Annotated in this window: 20 protein-coding genes; 6 read left to right on the top strand and 14 right to left on the bottom strand. The window is 72.6% G+C overall.

Translation table 11 applies throughout. From position 1 onward, the window contains the following. The first annotated feature begins 43 nt into the window (after positions 1–43). Positions 44–1690 carry a GMC oxidoreductase gene (locus ACFYM2_RS10860; protein ID WP_359002441.1) on the top strand — a complete coding sequence of 549 codons (1647 nt, stop codon included), beginning with the start codon at positions 44–46 and terminating at the stop codon, positions 1688–1690. A 42-nt stretch (positions 1691–1732) separates the two neighbouring features. Here the strand turns inward: ACFYM2_RS10860 and ACFYM2_RS10865 are convergent, their stop codons facing one another. The 5 genes from ACFYM2_RS10865 to ACFYM2_RS10885 all read right to left on the bottom strand — a co-directional run bounded on the left by ACFYM2_RS10865 (position 1733) and on the right by ACFYM2_RS10885 (position 5856). Next, complete coding sequence (locus ACFYM2_RS10865) at positions 1733–2212, bottom strand: carboxymuconolactone decarboxylase family protein (RefSeq protein WP_359002443.1); 480 nt, start codon at positions 2210–2212, stop codon at positions 1733–1735. Further along, on the bottom strand, positions 2209–3291 hold the full coding sequence (locus ACFYM2_RS10870; RefSeq protein ID WP_388835194.1) for a dihydrodipicolinate reductase: 1083 nt from the start codon (positions 3289–3291) through the stop codon (positions 2209–2211). The genes ACFYM2_RS10865 and ACFYM2_RS10870 overlap by 4 nt, the downstream gene beginning before the upstream one ends. Before the next feature lie 73 nt (positions 3292–3364). After that, the gene (locus tag ACFYM2_RS10875) at positions 3365–4282 is read right to left on the bottom strand and encodes a carbohydrate-binding protein (RefSeq protein WP_388835197.1); all 918 of its coding nucleotides are present in this window, start codon (positions 4280–4282) and stop codon (positions 3365–3367) included. Positions 4283–4490: 208 nt separating this feature from the next. Next, positions 4491–5243 carry a class F sortase gene (locus tag ACFYM2_RS10880; RefSeq protein WP_359002449.1) on the bottom strand — a complete coding sequence of 251 codons (753 nt, stop codon included), beginning with the start codon at positions 5241–5243 and terminating at the stop codon, positions 4491–4493. Then, on the bottom strand, positions 5230–5856 hold the full coding sequence (locus ACFYM2_RS10885; protein WP_359002451.1) for a hypothetical protein: 627 nt from the start codon (positions 5854–5856) through the stop codon (positions 5230–5232). Before ACFYM2_RS10885 ends, ACFYM2_RS10880 begins: the two co-directional genes overlap by 14 nt. 310 nt (positions 5857–6166) lie before the next feature. On the opposite strand from ACFYM2_RS10885, the gene ACFYM2_RS10890 reads away from it, so the two are divergent. After that, positions 6167–9355 (top strand): amidohydrolase family protein, encoded by a 3189-nt coding sequence (locus tag ACFYM2_RS10890; protein ID WP_388835200.1) that lies wholly within the window; start codon positions 6167–6169, stop codon positions 9353–9355. Positions 9356–9412: 57 nt separating this feature from the next. On the opposite strand, the gene ACFYM2_RS10895 is transcribed toward ACFYM2_RS10890, so the two are convergent. After that, complete coding sequence (locus ACFYM2_RS10895) at positions 9413–9703, bottom strand: hypothetical protein (protein ID WP_359002455.1); 291 nt, start codon at positions 9701–9703, stop codon at positions 9413–9415. A 159-nt stretch (positions 9704–9862) separates the two neighbouring features. On the opposite strand from ACFYM2_RS10895, the gene ACFYM2_RS10900 reads away from it, so the two are divergent. The 3 genes from ACFYM2_RS10900 to ACFYM2_RS10910 are packed head-to-tail and all read left to right on the top strand — an operon-like array spanning position 9863 to position 12158. Further along, positions 9863–10543: an ABC transporter permease gene (locus tag ACFYM2_RS10900; protein WP_350234046.1), complete on the top strand. Its 681-nt coding sequence runs from the start codon at positions 9863–9865 to the stop codon at positions 10541–10543. Beyond that, entirely contained in the window at positions 10540–11214 is a 675-nt protein-coding gene (locus tag ACFYM2_RS10905) for an ABC transporter permease (protein WP_359002457.1), read from the top strand. Before ACFYM2_RS10900 ends, ACFYM2_RS10905 begins: the two co-directional genes overlap by 4 nt. After that, positions 11211–12158 (top strand): ABC transporter substrate-binding protein, encoded by a 948-nt coding sequence (locus ACFYM2_RS10910; RefSeq protein WP_359002459.1) that lies wholly within the window; start codon positions 11211–11213, stop codon positions 12156–12158. The genes ACFYM2_RS10905 and ACFYM2_RS10910 overlap by 4 nt, the downstream gene beginning before the upstream one ends. 60 nt (positions 12159–12218) lie before the next feature. On the opposite strand, the gene ACFYM2_RS10915 is transcribed toward ACFYM2_RS10910, so the two are convergent. From ACFYM2_RS10915 to ACFYM2_RS10945, 7 genes are all read right to left on the bottom strand, one after another. After that, positions 12219–13379, bottom strand: a complete 1161-nt coding sequence (locus ACFYM2_RS10915; RefSeq protein WP_359002461.1) for a betaine/proline/choline family ABC transporter ATP-binding protein — start codon at positions 13377–13379, stop codon at positions 12219–12221. Positions 13380–13447: 68 nt separating this feature from the next. Continuing rightward, entirely contained in the window at positions 13448–14944 is a 1497-nt protein-coding gene (locus ACFYM2_RS10920) for a sensor histidine kinase (protein WP_388835203.1), read from the bottom strand. Positions 14945–14956: 12 nt separating this feature from the next. Beyond that, positions 14957–15691, bottom strand: a complete 735-nt coding sequence (locus ACFYM2_RS10925; protein ID WP_359002465.1) for a response regulator transcription factor — start codon at positions 15689–15691, stop codon at positions 14957–14959. A 37-nt stretch (positions 15692–15728) separates the two neighbouring features. Continuing rightward, positions 15729–16361, bottom strand: coding sequence for a hypothetical protein (locus ACFYM2_RS10930; RefSeq protein WP_388835206.1), 633 nt, complete (start codon positions 16359–16361; stop codon positions 15729–15731). Positions 16362–16366: 5 nt separating this feature from the next. Next, positions 16367–17578, bottom strand: coding sequence for an ABC transporter permease (locus ACFYM2_RS10935; protein ID WP_388835209.1), 1212 nt, complete (start codon positions 17576–17578; stop codon positions 16367–16369). Beyond that, the gene (locus ACFYM2_RS10940; protein ID WP_359002471.1) at positions 17575–18426 is read right to left on the bottom strand and encodes an ABC transporter ATP-binding protein; all 852 of its coding nucleotides are present in this window, start codon (positions 18424–18426) and stop codon (positions 17575–17577) included. The genes ACFYM2_RS10935 and ACFYM2_RS10940 overlap by 4 nt, the downstream gene beginning before the upstream one ends. Next, on the bottom strand, positions 18423–19814 hold the full coding sequence (locus tag ACFYM2_RS10945; protein ID WP_388835212.1) for an efflux RND transporter periplasmic adaptor subunit: 1392 nt from the start codon (positions 19812–19814) through the stop codon (positions 18423–18425). The genes ACFYM2_RS10940 and ACFYM2_RS10945 overlap by 4 nt, the downstream gene beginning before the upstream one ends. Positions 19815–20093: 279 nt before the next feature. On the opposite strand from ACFYM2_RS10945, the gene ACFYM2_RS10950 reads away from it, so the two are divergent. Then, positions 20094–20714: a hypothetical protein gene (locus tag ACFYM2_RS10950; RefSeq protein ID WP_388835215.1), complete on the top strand. Its 621-nt coding sequence runs from the start codon at positions 20094–20096 to the stop codon at positions 20712–20714. Between the two features lie 784 nt (positions 20715–21498). Here the strand turns inward: ACFYM2_RS10950 and ACFYM2_RS10955 are convergent. Then, the gene (locus tag ACFYM2_RS10955; RefSeq protein WP_388835218.1) at positions 21499–22926 is read right to left on the bottom strand and encodes an alkaline phosphatase family protein; all 1428 of its coding nucleotides are present in this window, start codon (positions 22924–22926) and stop codon (positions 21499–21501) included. Positions 22927–23090: the final 164 nt, after the last annotated feature.

Here is a 23090-nt window from a genome sequence, read left to right on the forward strand (position 1 = left end):
CCAGTAGAACCTGTTCTCACTCGTCGAGAGTGAGGAATGTCACATGAGTGACACTACCATGCATCATACGGGTTCCCAGGGTGTATCACGCCGAAGATTCATCGCTGGAACAGGTTCTCTTCTCGGGGCGGCGGCTCTCCTCGGTCATGGCGCCGTGGCCCAGGCGCGGCCCCTCGCCCGGACCGCGTCCATCGGGGACGGCGCGCACGCCCCCGCCCTCGTGATCGGCACCGGCTACGGCGGCTCGGTCGCGGCCCTGCGGCTGGCCCAGGCCGGTGTCGACGTGCAGATGATCGAGATGGGGATGGCGTGGGACACCCCGGGCTCGGACGGCAAGATCTTCTGCGCCACGACCGCGCCGGACTACCGTTCCTACTGGCTGCGCACCAGGACGAAGCAGCCGCTGAGCAACTTCTTCGGCATCCCGATCGACCGGTCGATCCCCCGCTACACCGGCATCCTGGACGCCGAGGACTTCGGCGGGATCACCGTCTACCAGGGGCGCGGCGTCGGCGGCGGCTCGCTCGTCAACGGGGGCATGGCGGTCACGCCCAAGCGGGAGAACTTCGGCGCCATCCTGCCGTCGGTCAACCCCGATGAGATGTACGCCACTTACTATCCGCGCGCCAACGCGGGACTCGGCTCGGGGCTCATCGACCCGGCCTGGTTCGACACGGTGGACTGCTACCAGTTCGCCCGCGTCGGCCGCAAGCAGGCCCTGCGCTCCGGCTTCCCCTTCACCTTCGTGCCCGATGTGTACGACTGGGACTACATGAAGCAGGAGGCGGCCGGAACTGTGCCCAAGTCGGCCGTCGCGGGCGAGATCCTGTACGGCAACAACTACGGCAAGAAGTCGTTGCAGAAGACCTACCTGGCCCAAGCCGGGGCGACCGGAAGGGTCGCCATCTCCCCGCTGCACCGGGTCACTTCGGTGTCGCCCGGCCCGGGCGGCGGCTACACGGTCGTCATCGAGCAGCTGAACACCGGCGGCGACGTCACCGCCACCAAAACCGTCACCGCCGACCGGGTGTTCTTCGCGGCCGGCAGCGTCGGCACCAGCAAGCTCCTGGTCACACTGAAGGCCACCGGCGCGCTGCCCCGCCTCAACGGCGAAGTGGGCCGTGGCTGGGGCGACAACGGCAACGTCATGTGCGGACGCGCCAACTATCTGTGGGACCCCACCGGCCAGGTCCAGGCCGCGATCCCCTGCGGCGGCATCGACAACTGGAACGCCGGCGGCGCCTTCGCCGAGGTCGCCCCGCTGCCCACCGGCATCGAGACGTACGCCTCGTTCTACCTGTCGATCACCAAGAACCCCAACCGGGGCACGTTCTCCTGGAACCCCGCGACCGGCCAGGTGGACCTGGACTGGCGGACCGCCTGGAAGCAGGCGTCCATCGACATGGCCAAAACCATCTTCGACAAGATCAACGCCACGGAGGGGACGATCTACCGCACCGATCTGTTCGGCGTCTACAAGGTCTGGAACGACACCCTCACCTACCACCCGCTGGGCGGCGCGGTACTCGACAGAGCGACCGACAACTACGGCCGCCTGCAAGAGTATCCGGGCCTGTACGTCATCGACGGCTCGTTGATCCCGGGCAACACCAGCGTCAATCCCTTCGTCACCATCACGGCGCTCGCCGAACGGAACATCGAGCAGATCATCGCCGTCGATCTCGCGTGACGGCGCGATGCGGGGCCGCCCGGGTGCCGGACGGCCCTGTTGTCAGGTGGTGGGAAGGACGCACACGGTGTCGAGACCGAGCACATGGTTGAGCCGGCCGAACGCGAGCCAGGAGCCGATGCTCATGCTCAGCTCCACGATCTCCACCTGGCTGTAGTGCGCGGTCATCCGCGCCCAGAACTCCTCGTCGAGCCCGTGGTGGTCCACGGCGTAGCGCTCGGCGTACTCGGCCGCGAGGCGCGTGCGCTCGTCGAAGGCGTCGGTGGTGCGCCACTGGGCGACCGCGTCGGCGAACGACTCCTCGACCTTCTCGCCGTCCCGGTCGGTGCGCCAGTCGAGGCAGAACCGGCAGCCGTTGATCTGCGCGACGCGCAGGCGCGCGGCCTCGAACTCCCGCAGCCCGAGGGTGGTATGGGCGTAGACGGACAGGGAGAAGTTGGCGGCGGCCGGCCCGATGCCGGGGACCATGTCGCCCCACACGTACCCGATGGGCTCCTGACCCTCGGGGATGTCGATCCTCATCGTTGCTTCCTTCCCAGTCCCCCGGCTGCCGGACGCAGCGGGACGTCGAGCGCGTCGTAGAGGCCGGGCCCGGCCGCCGCGAGCCAGTCGATGGCGTTGACCAGACGGCCGGCCGCGGTGGCGTTGCCGCCCGCCGACCGGTTCTCGCCCTCGTCGCTCGCCTCGACCGTGACCGAGATGCGCGGTCGCCCCTCGATGACGACGCGGTGTGCCCCGTCACCGCCGTCGGGCGGCGCGGGCCAGTCGGGGGCGCAGGAGGGGTGGATACGGGTGATGTGCTCGATCACCAGACGTGGCTCGCCGCCGACGATGCCCCGCACCTCCAACCGCACCGCGCCCTGGGTGCCCGCCGTGAAGGTGCCCATCGTGCGGGTGCGCACCGTCGCGCTCAGGGGACGGCGCTCCACGGTCTCGTCGATGTCGTCGAGTTCGATGCCCAACGCACGTGCCATGAGCCGGAGTTGGCCGCCCCACACCATGGCCGGGACGGAAGGGGCGAGCATCAGGGGCTCGTACTCCATGGGGTGGCCCATGCCGATGAGGTGGCGGACCGACTCCTCCTGCTCATAGGTGGAGTAGTCGAAGATCTCCTGACAGCGGATCGCGTCCACGGTGCTGCCGAGGCCGCTGACGAGCAACGGCAGTACGTCGTTTGCCCAGCCCGGGTCGACACCCGAGACGAACAGGGACCCGCCGCCCGCCGCGACGGCGGCGAGCACCGGGTCCCGGAACTCCGGCGGGGCGCCGACGGGGTCGTAGAGCGGGTACAGCGCGGAGGTGACCACCACGGCGCCCGCCCGGATCGCCCGGCAGGCATCGGCGAGCGCGTCGTCGGGCCGGGTGTCGCCGGAAGCGGCGTACACCACGGCCCGTGGCCCTGCGCCCAGGACCGCCTCGATGCCGTCGGTGGCCGGTACGCCCAACCTGGCCTCCATACCGGCGAGTTCACCCGCGTCGCGGCCCACCTTGGCCCGGTCGTGGACGAGGACGGCCGTGAGCCGCAGCGCGGGGTGGGCGTGGACGGCACGTATCGCCGCACGGCCGACGTTGCCGGTGCCCCAGACAACCGTGGAAATCATGCGCGGAGGGTAGCGGGACGGACCTGAGGTTCCCAGAGCCGTGACCGCACGACATGCCGCCCCCGCGCCGGGGTTACTGGCGCACCGTCCAGTGGTCGTCCGCGCCGGCCTGGATGAAGTTCAGGCCGGGGCACAGGAAGTCGGCGCCGTCCGGGTTCTGTTCGGTCCACGGCGCGTCGGCCGGGCTCGCGGGCTTCCAGGTGCCGCCCTGGCGCAGCTGTATGGAGCTGCTGTCGAAGACGGTGTCGCGGGCCTGCGAGCAGTAGTAGCCGGCGCCGGTGGCGGGGTTGACGCTCGCGTAGATCTCGAACATGTCCCAGCCGTGATCGAGGCCGCTCTGGTCCTGGCCGGACTTGCGGTACAGCAACTCCCATTGCGCGGAGCGGTAGTTGTACAGGTAGGAGGACCAGGTGTTGGTGGCGGCGCTGTCGCGCACCAGCTGGACGCTGTAGGCGAGTTCCTTGCCGGCGGGCTGGGTGTACTTGGCCTTGAAGGCCGCGTCGACGGCGACCGTCTTGGTCGGGCCGCCCGCCCCGCACCAGTCCCACGCCCATATCTCGTCGCCGCTGTTCCAGTAGGCGGTGACCACCTCCATGCACGAGTTCTGCGCCTTGGTGGTCGGCGCGTAGGTGAAGTTGTCGGCGTCGGTGACCCGGTAGGAGGGGTCGACGGTGTGGGTCGCGGTGATGCCGTCGTGGGTGCCGGGCCGGGGGAAGACGCCCCACCAGTTGTGCGTGGGCTCGGCGTCCTCCTTGCGGAATCCGCCTGCGCGCCCCTGCTTGAGCGCCGCGACGGCGCGGTCCCGGGCGGGATCGTGGTCCGGCGTCCGCGCGCCGGCGACCGTGCCCCGGTGGGGCGCGTCGGGGGAGGGGATGGCGGTGGGGGAGGGGATGGCATGGGCGGCGGCGGGCTGGGCGCCGCGCGTGGACGCGAGCGCGGCGGCGGTCGCGAACAGGATGGCGGTGGCCAGGGTGGATCTGCGTCGGTTCATAGGGCTCCTCCAGGACCGTGCGTCATGGATGTGACGAGGGTGGGGGGTGGAGCGCGGTTCGATGCCGTCTGGGTGGGGCGGCGGGGACCGGATGAGCGACTAGTAATGTCCATGTCATTGACAGGAGTGTCAATGGCCACGGAAACGCCCCGGAGCCCCAAGGGGCGCTTTCCGGCCGCCTGGTGCGGGGGCCGTGCGTCCCTGGGGCCTACCGGCGTTTCGTCGGCGCGGGCGCGCCGGCTGTGGTGGGCGGGGCGGTGCGCACCTGGGCGAGGTGGGCGAAGACGACGAGGTTGCTCTCGTAGCCCGCCTTGTGCGTGAAGCGGCCGCTGCATGTGATCAGCCGGAGCTCCGGACGGCTCGCGGGCCCGTACACCTCCTGGTCGGGGAAGTGCGCCTTCTCGTACGTCTTGACCCGGTCCACGGTGTACACGGCGACCTTGCCGTCGGCGCGCCGGGCCTCGATGACGCGGCCGGGGCGCAGCACCCTGAGGTTCGCGAAGACGGCGGCACCGGTCCGCGTGTCGCGGTGCCCGACGGCGATGGCGGTGCCCGTCTCGCCGGGCGAGGGACCGTCGCCGTACCAGCCCACGACCTTCGGGTTGTTGACGGGAGGCGTGGCGAGCCGGTGCTGCGCGTCGAGGCCGAGGGCGACGACCGGTGCCTCGATGCCGAGGTAGGGAATCGCCAGCGACATCGCGCGCGACGGCGGCAGCGCGGCCGGCGCGGGCGGGCTCGGTCGTGGGCGCGCGGGCGGGGACACCGCGCCCCGGCTGTCGCCCGCCGGGGCCGCGGCCACTTCGGCCTCCCTCGGCCCGGCGGCGGACGGCGGCCCCGCCCCGTCGTCCTGCGCCCACCAGACGCCGCCCACCACCAAGGACAGGGCCAGGGCCGCTGTCCGCGTCAGGCGGTAGGCGCGCGTCCGGTGCCGGGCGATGGGAGTGCTTCTACGCTGCGCCATCGGTGCGGCGGCGGAGTCGGCGGATGTAGAGCACCCCGGCGACCGCGACCAGTCCTACGCCTGCCACGGCCCCCGCCTGCGGGATGCCCGGGGATTCGGCGAGACCGCCGCCGCCCGCCGGCACCCCGCCGTGCGGCCTGGTGTGCGGCGGGCCGTTGTGTCCGTCGATCGCGGCGCGCGGTGCGGACACCGGGCACTCGACGGTGAAGATCTTCTGCTTGCCCGGGCCCTTGCCGCCGACGACGTTCCAGCTGAGCTTGTACTGCCCGTTGGGCAGCGTGAGCGGAGGGGTGTGACCGGTGCCGGACACGAGCTGGATGGTGCTGGAGAGCGAGGGGCCGCCCGCCCTGATCGGTTCCGTGGTGGCGTTCCAGCTGGTGCCGGGCGCGGCGTCGAAGTCGAAGGCGTCGAGGTAGAAGTTGCAGACCTTCGGCTCGTCGCGCGGGTCGGTGAAGGGCGTACCCACCGCGTGAATCTTGATGTCGCCGTTGTCGCCGGGTGCGGCGAAGGCGGCGGGGGCGGCGGTGAGCGCGGCGGCCGCGAGAGTGAGGGCGGCGACGGCGGTGACCCGGGCGCGCGGCCGGGTGAGGGCGTGAAGTGCTGCGGCAGGCATGAGCGTTTCCTCTGGTTGGGATGATTGTCATACAAACCGGACCTGTGTCTGACTCTCTTTCACGTCCGCGCCCGCCGCGCCCGAGCCGCGCCGCGACACCCGCCGAATATCACCCGTCCGCCGCAACGCCGCTCATGCCGGGCGCTGTCCGCCGCCGTCTTGCTCCGTCTTGCGCCGTCTTGGCCGCGCGCCGCGAAGGCGGCCCTGACCGGACGCGCGGGCCCGTCGGCGCCCCCGTCCGCCGCCGCACCCGGATGGCGGGAATGGCGGTGTTGCCCGTGCGCCGTGCGGTGCGCGAGCGTGCTGTGTCATGGACCGTGACACCACCGCCTCCCGCTCGCCCCTCACCCTCTCCCGCCGTCAACTCCTCGCGGCCGCAGGCGCGGCCGGGGTCGTCAGCGCCGTCGGCGCCGTGCCCGCGCCTGCGGCGCCGCGCACCGGCCTCTCGCTGTCCTTCACCGCCGCGACCAACGGCGCGGCCAGCCTCTCGCCCGCCGGAGACCGGCTGATCGCGGAGGTCCAGGACGTCCTGTGGTCGCTCCCGAGGGCCGGCGGCGAGGCCAGGCCGCTCACACCGGCCGGGCTCGAACCGACCCGCCCCACCCACTCCCCGGACGGCTCGCTCATCGCGTTCTGCGCCTACCAGGGCGGCGGTTACCACATCTGGACCATGCGGCCCGACGGCTCCGAAGTGCGCCAACGCACCGAAGGCCCCTGGGACGACCGGGGCCCGGCATGGTCGCCCGACGGCACTCGCATCGCCTTCGCCTCCGAACGCGGCGGGGACCCGGTGACGGGCAGCGCCTACCGCATCCACGTCCTGGACCTGGACTCCGGCCGCGTCACCCGCCTCACCGGGCTCCCCGGGCAGGAGGGCCCGCTCCAGGACGCCGCGTGGGAGGACTTCGACCCGACGTGGTCGCCCGACGGCAAGCGGATCCTGTTCGTCCGCGCCAAGGCCGTCACCACGCCGTTCGGACTCGGAGTGGACGCCCGCACCATCGCCGCCGTCCCCGCGCACGGCGGGGAAGCGGTCACGGTGGAGCACACCGAGAGCGAGAACGCCCAGGTCATGACCCCCGCCCTCGCACCCGACGGCCGCCGCCTCGCCTATCTGCGCACCACCGCCGCGCCCAACGCCTCCTGCGTCCTGGTCGTCGACGCGAAGGCCGTGCCCGTCGCCGGCGACATCGCCCCGATGCCACCGCGCTGGACGGCGGATGGGGAACTGCTGCTCACCCTGGACGGCCGCTTCACGCTCGTACGCCCCGAGCGGCCGGCCGACCCCGAGGCCATCGCGTTCCACGGTGCGCTGCCCGTGGACCGGCCGCGATACCGGGTCAAGTCGTACGACCTCGGCGAGGAACGGGTGCGTCCGGTGCGCGGCATCCATCTGCCCGCGCTGTCGCCCGACGGCAAGCAGGTGGCCTTCGCCGCCCTCAACTCGCTCTGGCTGGCCGACCTTTCGGGCGGCCGCCCGCCGGTGCGGCTGCGCAAGGCCGCGCCCACCGGCTATCTGCTCGGACCGGTCTGGGCGCGCGACGGTCGCTCCCTGCTGTACGCCGACGACCGCGACGGGCTGCTCGGCGTCTACCGACGGGATCTGGCCACCGGTGCCGAGAGCGCCATCGCCACGGGCGGCCGCGTGCATCCGGCGCTCTCGCCCGACGGGAAGCGGCTGGCCGCCATCGACATGTCGGGCCGGCTCGTCGTGCGCGACCTCGCGAGCGGCACCGAGCGCGTCCTGGTGGCGCCGCTCGGCGGCGGCGGACTGCCCGGCCGGCCCAGCTGGTCGCCCGACGGACGCCATGTCGCGCTCTGCGACCGCAACCGCCTGAACCTGCGCTTCCGTGAGGGCTACAACGTCATCCGGGTCGTCGACACCGTCACAGGGGCCGACCATCTGCATGCCGTGGCCCCGCACGTCTCCATCGCCGACCGCTACGACTCGGGGCCCGTCTGGTCGCCCGACGGACGGTGGATGGCGGTCGTGGTCGAATCCGCCCTCCAGGTGCTGCCCGTCGCCCCCGACGGCACCCCGCAGGGTCCGCCGCGCGCCCTCACCACCGAACCAGCCGACCATCCCTCCTGGTCGGGCGATTCCAGGACGCTGCTGTACCTGTCGGGGACGCGGCTGCGTCTGATCGGGGTCGAGGGGGGAGCGGCGCACACCGTGCGGGTGGCGCTCGACCAGCGCAGGCCGACCCCCGCCGACGTCGTGGTGCACGCCGGACGGCTCTGGGACGGCACCGGGGAAACGGTGCGCGAGGACGTCGACATCGTGGTGTCCCACGGACGCGTCGCCTCCGTCGAGGCCCACCGCGCACGTGGCGCCCTGCGGACCATCGACGCCTCCGGCGGGACCGTCGTGCCCGGACTCTGGGACACCCACACCCACCCCTGGCAGAGCACGTACGGCGGCCGTCAGACCGTCGGCCAGCTCACCTACGGCATCACCACCGCCGTGTCGCTCGGCGGATTCGCCTACGAGCAGGCCCGCATCCGCGAGGCCGTGGCCACCGGGCAGCTCGCAGGGCCGCGCCTGCTGACCACGGGGGAACTGCTCGACGGCGCGCGCGTCGCGTACAGCATGGGCCGCGCCCACCGCACCGAGGCGGGCCTTGAGCGCTCCCTCCAGCGGGGCGCGGCCCTGGACTGGGACTTCGTCAAAACCTATGTCCGGGCGCCCAGTTGGCTCATGAAAGAGGCGGCACGTTTCGCGCACGAGCGTCTTGGGGTGCGCTCGGGAAGCCATCTGGTCTCCCCCGGCGTCGAGGTCGGCCAGGACCTGACGACCCATCTGCTCGCCACCCAGCGCGCGGAGTTCGGGCACGCCACCTCGGCGACCGGACACGCCTACGAGGATGTCGTCGAGATCTACACGGCCCGTGGCGTCAACTTCGCCCTCATCATGACGCCGTTCACCTCCGCGCCCCTGCTCGGCGCCGACCCCGCGCTCGCCGACGATCCCCGGGTCACCGCCGTCATGCCGCCGTGGGACACCCAGGCCGTGCGAACGGCGGCCACCGCGCCGCCCACCGAGGCCCAACTGGCGACCCTGCGCACCGAGACGGACGTCTACCGCCGCGTCATGGACGGGGGCGGACTGATCGCGCTCGGCACGGACCAGCCCCTCGTCCCCGTCGGACTCTCCCTGCACCTGGGACTGCGGGCCCTGCACAGGGGCGGGTTCTCGCCGGTCGAGGCCCTGCGCACCGCGACGGTCCACCCGGCCAGGCTCTTCGGTCTCGACAAGGACCTCGGCACGGTCGAGCACGGCAAGCTCGCCGACCTCACCCTCATCGACGGCGACCCGTTCGACGACTTCGACTCCCTGGTGCGCACGAGTGGGACGCTCAGGGGAGGCGTGCCCTACACGACGGCCGATCTGGTCGCCGCCTTCGAGCCGCACGACAGGCACGCGGCCGCGCGGGGCGAGGACTGGCTGGCGGTGGGCCGGCTGATGCGGCGCGACGGCTGCTGCGACGCGGGCCTGTGACACGGCGGGGCCGGGCCACCCGTGGGGCCCGGCCCGGTGCCGCGGGCGCCGCGACGCTCAGCCGAGCGCCGCGAGTCCCTTCGCCAGGTCCTCCCCGTTCATGACCGGTGAGAGGTCGACCTTGGCGTCGAGGTCCTGGAGCAGCGGCTCGACGGCCTTCGGGATCCCCGACGGGTCGGCGAGGTCGAAGACGATCAGCGCGGTGCGGGAGCCGCCCTCCGCGGTGAAGTAGGCGGCCTCGGGGCGCAGCGTCTCCATCATCGTCCGCATGCGCTTGGGCAGAGTGCCGTCGCGGATGGCTTCGTTGGCCTTGTGGGTATCGAGCTGAGCCTTCAGCAGTACGCGCATGACACTCACCTCTCCCGGGCCGGGCGGGTGCGCTGAGGTACCGGTGGCGTCCGGCCGCGTTCACCTCAAGCCTGCCCCTTTCGTCCGGGTAACTCAACGCGTGCCCCGAACAGCGCACCAGGACGGGCGGCCGGGCCGGGCCCCGGCTGCAATGGACGGGTGACCGCGCCTCCCGACGACTGCCTCGCGCACAACGACTGGATCTGCGGCGCCTACCTGTCGAGCCGCCGCCACATCCTGTGGGACGCGGTGCTCCAGCACCTCCAGCTCACGGCGCTCTCCGTGCTGTTCGGCCTGATCATCGCGGTGCCCCTGGCCATCGCCGCCCGCCGCTGGCGCTGGGCCTCGGGCCCCGTCCTCGGCGTGACGACCGTGCTGTACACCATCCCCTCCCTCGCCATGTTCTCGCTGCTGCTCCCCGTGTACGGACTCTCCGCCTCGATCGTCGTCGCGGGCCTGGTCCTGTACTCCCTGACGCTGCTCGTACGCAACATCCTGGCCGGCCTGCGCGCCGTGCCCGAGGACACCCGGCAGGCGGCCCGGGGCATGGGCTACGGACCGGTACGGCTGCTCCTGGCGGTGGAGCTTCCGCTCGCCCTGCCCGCCGCCATGGCGGGGCTGCGCATCGCCACCGTCTCCGCGGTGTCCCTGGTGACGGTGGGCGCCATCGTCGGCTACGGGGGGCTCGGCAATCTGATCTACGCCGGCATGAACACCTACTTCAAGGCGCAGGTGCTCACCGCGTCGGTCCTGTGCGTGCTGATCGCCGTCGCCGCCGACCTCGCGCTGCTCGCCGTCCAGCGGCTGCTGACCCCCTGGACGCGGGCGGCGCCGTCATGACGACACTCGCCGACGCCTGGTCCTGGCTCACCTCGGCCGCCCACTGGTCGGGGGAGAACGGCGTCTGGCACCGGCTCGGCGAACACCTCTGGCTCACCGCGCTGTGCCTCGTCCTGAGCTGTCTCATCGCGCTGCCGGTGGCGCTGGTCCTCGGCCATCTGGGCAAGGGCGGCACGCTCGCCGTCAACGTCTCCAACGTGGGGCGCGCCGTGCCCACCTTCGCCGTCCTCGTCCTGCTCCTGCTCACCCCGCTGGGCCGGCACGGCGAGTGGCCGACCATCATCGCCCTGATCCTCTTCGCCGTACCGCCCCTGCTCACCAACGCCTACGTCGGCATGCGCGAGGTCGACCGCGACGTGGTGCGGGCGGCTCGGGGCATGGGCATGACCGGGCGCCAGCTCCTGCTCCGCGTCGAGCTGCCGCTCGCGCTGCCGCTGATCCTCACCGGCGTACGCGTCGCCGCCGTCCAGCTCGTCGCGACCGCCACGCTCGCGGCCCTCGCGGGCGGGGGCGGTCTCGGACGGATCATCACCGCCGGGTTCAACCTGGCCTCGACGCCGCAAGTGGTCGCGGGCGCCCTCCTCGTGGCGGTGTTCGCGCTCGTCGTCGAGGGGATCTTCGAAGCCGTCCAGCGTCTCGCCCCGCAGTGGGCCAGAGGCGGGACAGGATGAGGCCGCGCCTGCTTCCCGCCGTCCTCGCCCTGATCGCGGTCACGGCCTGCGCGGGCGGCCCGAGCCTGGAGCAGCAGGGCTCGGTGACCGCGCCGCCCGGCGACAGCGGGCATCTGACGATCGGCTCGGCCGGATTCACCGAGAGCGACCTCCTGGCGCAGATGTACGCGCTCCTCCTTGACCAGGCCGGCTACCACACGAAGATCCTCTCGGTCACCAACCGGGAGATCTACGAACCCGCCCTGGAGAGCGGCCAGATCGACGTGGTGGCCGAGTACGCGGCGACCTTCGCCGACTGGCTGAACGCCAAGACCCACGGCGCCGACGCCGAGCCCGTGGGTTCACCCGACATCGGCCGCACCATGGCGGCCCTGCGCGCCCTCGCCGGGCCGCGCGGTCTGACCGTCCTCGACCCGGGCAGGGCCGTCGACCAGAACGCCTTCGCGGTGGCGCGGACCTACGCGCGCCGGCACGGGCTCAGGACACTCAGCGACCTCGGCGCCGCGAAGCTTCCGGTGCGGCTCGCGGCGGGGGACGAGTGCGTGCAACGCCCGTACTGCGAGCCCGGGTTGAAGAAGACGTACGGCATCGACGTCACGGCGGTCGACCCCAAGGGGGTCGGGACCACCCAGGCCAAGCAGGCCGTGCAGAGCGGTCAGGACCAGATGGTCCTCACCACCACGACGGACGCCACGCTCGACGCCTTCGGCCTGGTGCTGCTCGCCGACGACAAACACCTCCAGAACGCGGACTGCGTCGTACCGGTGGTCAATCGCTCGCGGGCGGGCGGCAAGGGCGTGACGGACGCGCTGGGCAGACTCAACACCGTGCTCACGACCGCGGACCTCGCCCGGCTGAACGAACAGGTCGACAGCTGGCGCCGGCTGCCGCAGGACGTGGCGAGGACGTACCTGAAGGCCAAGGGGCTGATCCGAGGGGGGTGACCGGCGCCCCGGGGCCCGCCCGGGCTTGGGGCGGAGCCCCTGGAGCCCCCCTCACCCCCTTCACGCATCCGCGACGGAGTCGAAGTCGACCTCCGTCCGCTCCACCCCCAGCGCATCCGCGTCCACCGACCGCCGCAGCGCCTCATGCAGCTTCGCCGGGGTCAGGACGCCGACGAAGCGTGCGCCGTCCAGTACCGCGACCCAGCCCGCGTCGTACTGCAACATCTCGCTGAACGCCTGCTTGAGCGGGGCGCCGACCGGCACCCACGCCTCCATGCGCCGGGCCAGATTGGCGACCGCGCCCGGTCCGGCCGACGAAAGCTCCTCCGTGCCGACCCACCCGTGCAGGTCGCCTTCCTCGTTGAGCACCACCGCCCAGCGCGCGCCCTCGGCCCGCAGCCGGGCCGAGGCGGCCCCGGCGGGCTCGTCGAGGCGTACGACCGGCGGCTGCTCCACATCGTCCGGCTCGACGGTCGTCACCGACAGCCGCTTCAACCCCCGGTCCGCGCCGACGAATTGAGCCACGTAGGAGGTGGCGGGCGCGCCCAGGACCGAGGCCGGGGTGTCGAACTGCTCGATGCGTCCTGAGCCGTACACCGCCATCCGGTCGCCCATCCGGACCGCCTCCTCGATGTCGTGCGTGACGAGCAGGACCGTCTTGCGCACCGTCGCCTGAAGGCCGAGGAATTCGTTTTGCAGACGCTCGCGCACGACGGGGTCGACCGCGCCGAACGGCTCATCCATCAGCAGCACCGGCGGATCCGCCGCCAACGCCCGGGCCACGCCCACGCGTTGGCGCTGACCGCCGGAAAGCTGAGCGGGGTAGCGCGGCCCGTAGGTCGCGGGGTCGAGCCCGACGAGATCGAGCAGTTCCGCCGCCCGCGTCCTGGCCCTGCCCCGTTTCCACCCCACCAGCGCCGGGACGGTCGCGGTGTTGTCGAGGACGGTACGGTGCGGGAAGAGCCCGACCTGCTGGATGACGTAACCGATGCGGCGGCGCAGCTTGACCGGGTCCAGGGTGGCGATGTCCTCCCCGTCGACCAGGATGCGCCCCGACGTCGGCTCGATGAGCCGGTTCACCATCATCATGGTGGTCGTCTTGCCGCACCCGGACGGGCCGACGAGCGTGACCAGTTCGCCCTCTGCGACCTCGAAGGACAGGTCGTCGACGGCCCGGGTGCCGTCCGGGTACACCTTGCTGACCTGCTCGAACCGGATCATGGACCCACGCTAGGAGCCCTTGGCCCCGGCCGCACTCGGGCCGGTCCGGGGGAGTGGGAGGGATCCGCTCAGGCGGCGCCGGGCAGCAGCACCCGGAACACCGCGCCCCGGCCCGGCGCGGTCGTCAGCTCCACCCGGCCCCCGTGGGCCTGCACGAGCGCCGACGCGATGGCGAGGCCGAGCCCCGCGCCGCCACCGGTCTGGCGGCTGCGGGAGGCGTCCACGCGGTAGAACCGCTCGAAGACCCGGGCCGCCTGCTCGGGGGTGAGCCCCGGACCCGCGTCGGCGACCTCGATGACGCCGTGTCCTTCGTGGGTGCCCACCCCGATACGTACGGGAGAGCCCGACGGCGTGTGGGCGACCGCGTTGCCGACGAGGTTGGCGACGACCTGCCGCAGCCGCGCCTCGTCGCCGAGTACGGGGGCGGGACCCGGCGCCCCTTCGCCACCGGGCCCGGTCAGCGTCACCTCGCGCGCCGGATCGAGGGCCCCGGTGTCGTGCAGGGCGTCCACCGCGAGGGTACGCAGATCCATCGGGGCCAGCTGAAGCGGACGCTGCGCGTCCATGCGGACCAGGGTCAGCAGATCCTCCACCAGACCGCCCAGGCGCACCGCCTCGCTCTCGATCCGGGCCATGGTGCGCTTGACGTCGGCCTCGTCGGCGAGCGCGCCCATCCGGTACAGCTCGGCGAAGCCCCGGATGCCGGCGAGCGGGGTGCGCAGCTCGTGGCTGGCGTCCGCCACGAAGCGCCGCATCTGCTCCTCCGACTCGGCGCGCGCCGCGAACGCCGATTCGAGCTGCGCGAGCATCCCGTTGAGCGCGCTGGTGAGCCGGCCGGCCTCGGTGCTCGGTGAGGCGTCCGGCATACGGTGCGACAGCGGGCGGCCCGCGGCGATCTCCACCGCGGTCGCCTCGATGCGGCGCAGCGGGCGCAGCCCGGCCCGGACCGCGAACCAGCCGGCGACCCCCAGCAGCAGCGCCACGACGACACCGATGAGCTGGAAGGCGGTGGCCAGGTGGTCGACCGTGGAGGAGACCTCCTCCAGTGGCGCGGCCACCACCACACCGGCGGGCAGCGCCGGATCTTGGCTGTCCACCGGCACGATCAGCACCCGCCAGCTGCCGCCGCCGTGATCACTTGGCACCTCGAACGGCCTGCCCATGCGCGCCCGCAGTGCCCGCGCGTCCATCGACGGCCACAGCGGCCGGGGATCGCCCGCCGCGACGGGCTGACGGAACTGCTCGGTCACCTTCCCGTCGTCGGCGGCGAAGGCGATCACGTACTGGCTGGGGAGCCAGGCCCGGCCGCCCCCCGTACGGCCGGGCCTGGGTGTGGGGGTGCCCTCGACGCCGACCCGGTGCGCGACGGAGTCGCCGAACCGGTCCAGCTGCTGGTCCACCCGCTGGACCAACTGGGCACGTACCGAACTGAGCACCACGGTGTCGCTCACCGTCAGACCGAGCGCCACCAGCGCCATGGCGAGCAGCACGAGCCGGGAGCGCAGGGACAGCGCGGAGAAACGTCGCGGCAGGTGCCTGAGCCACGCCCGCGGATACCTCGGCATCGGGCGGGCCCCTCAGGCCTGCGGGCGGCGCAGCACATAGCCGATGCCGCGCACGGTGTGGATGAGTTTGGGCGCGCCGTCCGCCCCGGAGTCGACCTTGCGGCGCACATAGGAGATGTAGGACTCGACGATGCTGAGATCGCCCCCGAAGTCGTACGCCCACACATGGTCGAGGATCTGCGGCTTGGACACGACCCGGTCGGCGTTGGTCATCAGATAGGCGAGCAGCTTGAACTCGGTCGGCGAGAGCGAGACCGGCCGCCCGGCGCGCAGCACCTGGTGGCCCACCGGGTCGAGTTCGAGATCGCCCGCCACCAGCCGGCCCTCGCCGCTCGGGCCGCCGGTGCGGCGCAGGATCGCGCGGATCCGGGCGATCAGTTCCTCCAGGCTGAACGGCTTGGTGACGTAGTCGTCGCCGCCCGCCGTCAGACCGCTGATCTTGTCGTCGACGCCGTCCTTGGCGGTGAGGAAGAGCACTGGTAGGTGGTCGGGGCCCGTCCCGCCACCGGCCTCCTCACGCAGCCTGCGCACCACCGCGAACCCGGTCATGTCGGGCAGCATCACATCGAGCACCACCAGATCGGGACGCTCCTTGGCGACGGCGGCCAGGGCGTCGGCCCCGGTCGCCGCCGAGACGACCCGGAAGCCGACGAAGCGCAGCGAGGCCGAGAGCAGTTCCCTGATGTTGGGCTCGTCGTCGACGACCAGCAGGCTCGCCTCGGGTGCAGCTGCGTCCGTCAGAGCCATCGGTTTCCTCCTCGTGGCGGTGTGGGCCCGGGCGCGGTCAGCCCCGGCCGCCGCCGAAACCGCCCGCCCCGCCCTGGGTGACGGTCGTCGCGGCGACGTCCCCCGAGGCGTTCTGGCTGCCGCGTACGGTGACCGTCTGGCCGGGCTGGAGATCGGACACCTTGCCGCTCTTGGCCTCGGTGACCTGGGTGCTGCCGGCGGTGGTGACCTTGACGACGTTGCCCTGGGTGTCGGTGACGTAGATGGTGCTGCCGTCGACGAGCTTCACCGTACCGATGGTCAGACCGCCCGCCGCGCCCGCCCCCGCGCCGCCGCCCTGGCGCTGGCCGCTCGCTGCGCCCTGCCCGGAGCCGAAGGCGGGGCGCTGGCCGGTTCCCGTGGCGCCGGCGCGGCCGGAGGCGGCCGGTGTGCGCTGCGTCGCGGACGAGCCCTGGTCCTGGCTCTTCTCCACCAGGGCGCCGCCCGCGAAGGCGACGCCCGCCACCAGGCCGCCCGACAGGAGCAGCGTGAGCCAGGGCAGCCGCGGCCGTGGCGGCGCGCTGAGCTCGGCGGAAATGTCCCGCGTGTCCGGTGGTTCGGCGAGGATGTCCTCCGGGCCGCCGGCCGCCTCGGGGCGGGCGCTCTGCACAGTATCGGCGTTGCCGAACATGTCCTCTCCCTGCTCGTACATGGGGTTCATTCGTGACGCAGCGCTTCGATGGGCCGCAGGCTCGCGGCGCGGTTGGCCGGGTAGCCGCCGAAGAACAGTCCGATCGCCACGGCGATCGCGAAGGCACCGACGACGGATTCGGGGATGATCACCGGCTTGATGCCGGCGATGGTGAAGTGCGAGCCAATCAGACCCGCCGCGACCCCGAGGCCGCCACCGATCAGCGAAAGCAGTGTGGACTCGGCAAGGAACTGCCCGAGGATGACGCCGCGCGGCGCGCCGATCGCCTTGCGGATGCCGATCTCGCGGGTCCGCTCGGTCACCGTCACCAGCATGATGTTGGTGATGCCGATCCCGCCGACCAGCAGCGAGATCGCCGCCACCGCGCCGAGCAGCACCGTGAACGTCTTGTTGGTGTCCGCCTGTGTGCTGAGCAGGGACGCCTGGCTGCTGACCCGGAAGTCCAGCGCCGAGGGGTCCTTGAGGCCGTGCCGGCCCATCAGGACGGTGGTGATCTCGTTCTGCGCCGCCGTCGTCGCGTCGGCCGACGTGGCCTCCACGAGGATCTGGCCGAGCGAACCGAAGCCCGTGAAGGCGTTCTGCACGGTCGGCAGCGGCGCCACCACCACGTCGTCCGGGTCCTGGAACCCGGTGCCGCCCTTGGTGGCGAGCACGCCGACCACCGTGAACGGGGTGCCGCCCAGCGTCATCTTCTTGCCGACCGGGTCGGCCGTGCCGAACACGTCGGTCGCCGTGGTCGAGCCGATCACGGCCACCTTGCGCGAGCCCAGTACGTCGTCGGAGCTGAAGTAGTCGCCCTTGGCCACCTTGCTGTTGGAGGCCTTGAAGTACGCCGGGTAGGTCCCGACGACCTGGCCGACGGCGTGCGAGGTGCCCTCGTACAGGGCGGTCTGGGAGGTGGTGGTCTCCGGGGCGACGGACTCGATGTGCGGCGCGGACGCCGGATCGGCGAGCGCCCTGGCGTCGTCCACGGTCAGCGGCTTGGTCACGGTGGCCGAGCGCGAACCGCCGAAGCCGCCGCCCGAGGACACCGTGAGCGCGTTGGTGCCCAGCTTCTCGATCGAGTCCTTCACGGCCTGCGAGGATCCGTTGCCCACCGCGAGGAGCACGATGACCGCGGCCACGCCGATCAGCACCCCCAGCATGGTCAGGGCGGAGCGCACCTTGTTCGCCGCGAGCCCGCCGAAGGCGAAGCGCAGCGTCTCGAAGGGGTTCACCGGCCGCCTCCGACCAGGAAGCCGCCCTCGCGCAGGGCGGGCGGGGGCCCGTCGGCGGGAGCCTGTCGCACGTCTTCGACGATCCTTCCGTCGACGAGGCGGACCACCCGCTTGGCGTGCCGGGCCACCTCGTCCTCATGGGTGATCAGGACGACGGTGCGCCCCGCCGCGTTCAGCCGGTCCACGACGCCGAGCACGTCCTCGGTGCTGTGGCTGTCGAGGTTTCCGGTGGGTTCGTCCGCGAGCAGCATCGCGGGCGAGGTGACCAGGGCCCGGGCGACGGCCACCCGCTGCTGCTGACCGCCGGAGAGTTCATTGGGCCGGTGGTCCATGCGGTCGGCGAGCCCGACCAGGGTGAGCGCGGCCTCGGCACGACGGCGCCGCTCGGCCGGCTTCACTCCCGCGTACGCCAGCGGCAGCTCGACCTGGGCGAGCGCGGGCGTACGCGGCACCAGGTTGAACGACTGGAAGACGAAGCCGATCTTGCGGTTGCGCACCAGCGAGAGCTGGCGCTCGTCGAGCCCGCCGACGTGGATGCCGTCCAGGAGGTACCGCCCGGACGTCGGCACGTCCAGGCACCCCAGAATGTTCATCAGGGTCGACTTGCCCGACCCCGAGCTGCCCATCACGGCCACGAAGTCGCCCTGCTCCACGACCAGTTCCAGACCGAGCGCCCGGCCGCTTACCGGGTCGGCCGGCCCGCTGAGCGCGTGGACGGCCGCGTCGCCATGACCGTACGTCTTGATCAGCGAGCGCACCTCGATGACCGGCGCCGGGTCCCAGGGTCCGTCGTCCGGCGCGGGCTCGGGCAGCGCCGCGCTCCGGCGCGGCCACAGGGGCGGCGTCATCCGCGGCCACCCCCGCCGCCGCCCCCGCCGGCGCGCGAGCCGCCACCGGCTCCGCCGCCTGCGCCTGCGCCGGCACCGCCGCCGCCACGGGTGCGCCCGCCACCGCCGCCGAAGCCGCCGGGGAAGGCGCCGCTCGGGAACCCGCCGTTGCCCGTCGCCGACACGCTCGCCAGCTGCACCTTCTCGCCCTCGCTCAGACCGCTCAGGATCTGGTCAGAGGTGTCGCCCTCAAGGCCCACCGTCACGGCGGTGCGCTCGGTGCTGCCGTCCGCCTTGACCACGGTCACCGTGCGGTTGGCGCCGCTTCCGCTCACGGCGGCCGTCGGTACCGACAGGGCGCCGGAGGCTTCGCCGGTGACGACCTGGATGCTCGCGCTCAGCCCGGTGCGCAGATCGGTGGTGGGGCTGGTGATGGTGAGGGTGGCCGCGTACTGCACGGCGCTTCCCGAGGCGCTGTTGCCGCCCCCGCCGGAGCCGGAGCCGCCGCTGACGGGCAGCGAACTCACCGACAGGACCTTGGCGTTGAGCACCGTGCCCGACTCGGCGTTGAGGGTGACGGTGGCCGCCTGACCCGGCTTCAGCTTGAGCGCGTCGGCCTCGGAGAAGTTGGCGGTGACCTGCATCCCCGTGGGGTTGGTGAGCACCACGAAACCGGACAGGGCCGATGACGAGGACGAACTGGCGCTTGCCGAGCCGGAGTTGGAGCCGCCGCCCGAACCGCCGCTGCCGCCGGCGGCGTTGCCGCCGGTACCGGCGACGGTGTCGCCCTTCTTCGCCGACACCGAGGCCACGGTCCCCGAGACCGGGGCCGTGAGCCTTGTCCCGTCCACCGCGCGCTGCGCCGCGTCCACCGCGTTCTGGGCCTGCGTGAGCTGGGCCTCGGCCTGGGCGAGCTGCGCGGAGTCGACGGTGGGGGAGGCGGCGGGGGTGGGCGCGGCGCCGGCCGTGCCGCGCGCGGACGAACCGCTGCCCGAACCGGAGGCGGCGCCCGAACTCGGCTGGCCCGCCTGCACCTTGGTGAGGTTGGCCCGGGCCGCCGTCAGGGACGCCTCGTCCTGAGAGAGGGTCTCCCTGGCCGCGGTGGCGTCCACCTTGCCGAGGAGCTGGCCCGCGGTGACCTTGTCACCCGGTTTGACGTCGACCTCGGTGAGCTTGCCGCCGGTGGTGAAGTTCACCCCGGCGTCGCTGGGCGAGGCGAGGGACCCCGAGCCGGACACGGTGGCCAGGACCGTGCCCTTGGTGACCGTGACGCTCTTCGCGTCGCCGCGAGCGGGAGCGGCGTCATGGCTGGTCACCGCCGCGTAGGCGCCGCCGGCGCCCGCGAGGACGGCCACACCGAGCACCGAGTTGATCAGGACGGCTCTGCGCCGTCGTGGGAGCACCTTCATGACGCCGGATCCTGGCCGCCCGCACTTTGGAACCCCTGGGAGCTTTCTGGGAGTTCCCTGGGAGCGCCGGGGCCCGGCAAAAGGCGCGGGGCGGCAGAAGGGGTATGTACCGGATCACCCCGCGTGGTGCATGAGCCGCGCGGGGGACCGGGCGTCCAGGAAACTCCCAGCTCTTCCACCGGGGGCACCCACCCGGGTGCGGTTCAGTCGTGGGTCGCCGACGGCGTGCCCACCGGGGCCGGGCCGTCGTCCGCCCAACGCACCGAGGAGACACCGGACATGACCTGGACCAAGCGCCGGCCCGCCCCCGCGCGCACCTCGCTCGTCGTGCGGGCCGCCGTTTCCACCGCCACGTTCGCGGCGTGCGGTCTGCTGCTCGCGGCCTGCTCGTCATCGACGGGCTCCCCCTCCGCGTCGCAGGCCAAGCCCTCCGCGTCGGCGTCCGCATCGGCGGCCAAGGGCATGGAGGCCTACCGGCAGTGCCTTGCGCAGCACGGCGTCACGATGGCGCCCCGGCCGAGCGGCAGCGGGCACCCCAACGGCTCGGGCAGGCCCAGCGGCGCCGCCCGGCGGCCCGGCGGGGGAGGCGGCGGCTTCGGCGGCTTCGGAGGCGGTGCGTCCGCCGACCCGGCCCAGCGCCAGGCGGCGCAGGCCTGTGCGAGTGTGCGGCCGCAGTTCAATGGGGGGCGGGGCGGGGGTGCGGGCAGCACCGCGATGAAGGCGTTCACCAGTTGCCTGGGGGACCACGGGGTGGTTCTGCCGTCGGCGTCACCGGGCGGGGCGGGGGGAGGTCTTCGGGGCCTGAACACCACGGACCCGAAGACGGCCCAGGCCTTCGCGCTCTGCAAGCCCCTCCTCCCCCAACGAGCCCAGCCCCCGTCCCCCACGGCAACCCCGTGAGACCGCGCGTGACTGGCCGCGCCCCTGGCCACTCGGCGCTGACCCGCACGGGCCGCCTCAGCCGGTCCTGGGTTTGGGGCGGAGTCCCATGGCCCTCGGCTGCGGACCGTGGGTGGCTGGTCGCGCAGTTCCCCGCGCCCCTGACGGGGGTCATGCTGGCCCGCACTGGTCACCTCAGCCGGTCCGGGGTTTGGGGCGGAGCCCCGGGGGCCTCGGCTGCGGGCCGTGGGTGGCTGGGCGCGCAGTTCCCCGCGCCCCTGACAGGGGTCATGCTGGCCCGCACTGATCACCTCAGCCGGTCCTGGGTTTGGGGCGGAGCCCCGGGGGCCTCGGCTGCGGGCCGTGCGTGGCTGGGCGCGCAGTTCCCCGCGCCCCTGACAGGGGTCATGCTGGCCCGCACTGGTCACCTCAGCCGGTCCGGGGTTTGGGGCGGAGCCCCGGGGGCCTCGGCTGCGGGCCGTGCTGGGCTGGGCGCGCAGTTCCCCGCGCCCCTTGGCGGGGCTCGTGCTGGCCCGCATCGGCAACCTCAGCCCGTCCGGCGTTTGAGGACGAGCGCCTTCAGCGCGAACGGGGTCTGGGGCGGAGCCCCAGGGACCCTGGCTGCGGGCCGTGCTGGGCTGGGCGCGCAGTTCCCCGCGCCCCTTGGCGGGGCTCGTGCTGGCCCGCATGGGCATACCCAGCCCGTCCGGCGATTGAGGGCGAGCGCCCTTAAGGCGCGACGGGGTCCGGGGCGGAGCCCCGGGGAGCCGGACGCCCGCGTGCCATCCTCCCCACCGCCGGATGGCTATACGTGCGGCCGATGCCCCCGCTCCTGCCGGGGAAAGGACTGCGCCGCCCCCGGCAACACCGGCTTCGGCAACGTAGCCACCTCCCGCTTCGCCTCCGCCAGCTGCTCCGCCGTGTCGTCCGGCAGCCGAGGCGCCTGAGGCGCACCCGTGCTGAACCGGAACGCCGAGGTCAGGTCACCGAACGTACTCCGGCGCCACTCCGTGATGTTGGGCTCCTTGACCCCCGTGAACTGCTCGAGGAAGCGCAGCGCCGACGTGTGGTCGAACGCCTCGCTCGCCACCCAGCCGCCCACCGTCCACGGCGAGATGATGATGGCCGGCACCCTGAATCCGCCACCGATGGGCAGCCCGCCGACGAACTCGCCCGCGGTGCCGGCCTTCGGGGTCGGCGGGACCACATGGTCGAACAGGCCGTCGTTCTCGTCGTAGTTGAGGATGAACGCGGTCTTCGCCCAGACCTTCGGGTTGGAGGCGATGGCCTCGATCTTCTGCGCCACGAAGTCCGCGCCGGCCGCCGGCAGATAGTCCGGGTGCTCGGACTGGTAACTCGTCGGCATGATCCAGGACACCGCGGGCAACCGGTCGGCCCGGGCATCGTCCTCGAACGTGCCCACGGGCTGCGGACGTACCCCGCGCTCGTACAGCGGGGACCCGGGCTTGGCCTCGCGGAAGGCCTGGAACTGCTCCAGCAGATTGCACCCGTAGTCGTCGTCCTGCTGGTAGACCTTCCAGCTGATCCCGGCGGCCTGCAACCGCTCCGCGTACGTCGTCCACCGGTAGGGGCTGGGCGCGGAGTTGCTGATCACCGGGCCGCCCTCGGTGCCGGCCGGGTCGATGCTCCCGGTCATCCAGTAGAGCCGGTTGGGCCAGGTGGGGCCGAGGACGGAGCTGTAGTAGTTGTCGCAGATGGTGAAGGCCTCGGCGAGCGCGAACTGGAACGGGATGTCCTCGCGCGTGTAATAGCCCATCACGTAGGGCCCGTTGGCGCCGTCGGCCTTGCGGTGCGCGGGCAGCCACTGGTCCATCTTCCCGCCGTTCCACGCCTGGTGCTGCACGGCCCAGGCGTGGCTGGTGGAGGGGATGGCCTGGGCGCTCGTGCTGTGGGTGTCCAGGTGGAAGGGCAGCAGATAGCCCTTGGGGTTCAACGCGTCGGGCTGGTAGAACACCGACCGCCCGCCGGGAAGCTTCAGGGCGTCGGGGTCGCTGAACCCGCGCACCCCCGAGAGGGTCCCGAAGTAGTGGTCGAAGGAGCGGTTCTCCTGCATCAGCATGACGACGTGCTCGACGTCGCGCAGCGAGCCCCGGCGCGGCGCACCCGCGGCGACCGCCTTCTGGATGCTGGGTGGCAGCAGGGAGAGCGCCGCGGCTCCGCCGAGTGCTCCGGCTGCCGATCCCAGGAGTCTGCGTCGTGTCAACTCGGTCATGAACGCCCCTTCCAGAGCCGTCGGTTGAGACCTGTGACGTGGACCTGCCAGTGAGTCTCGCGCCCTGTGATGAGGGCGGCGGAGGAAACCGGTGAACATCCGCCCAACGGATCGCGAGCGCTCGGCCAACCCCGGGCCGGAAGTTCACCCGGCCCGGACGGGGT

It is taken from the genome of Streptomyces sp. NPDC006711 (assembly GCF_042869775.1).
In the GTDB taxonomy this organism is placed as follows: domain Bacteria; phylum Actinomycetota; class Actinomycetes; order Streptomycetales; family Streptomycetaceae; genus Streptomyces.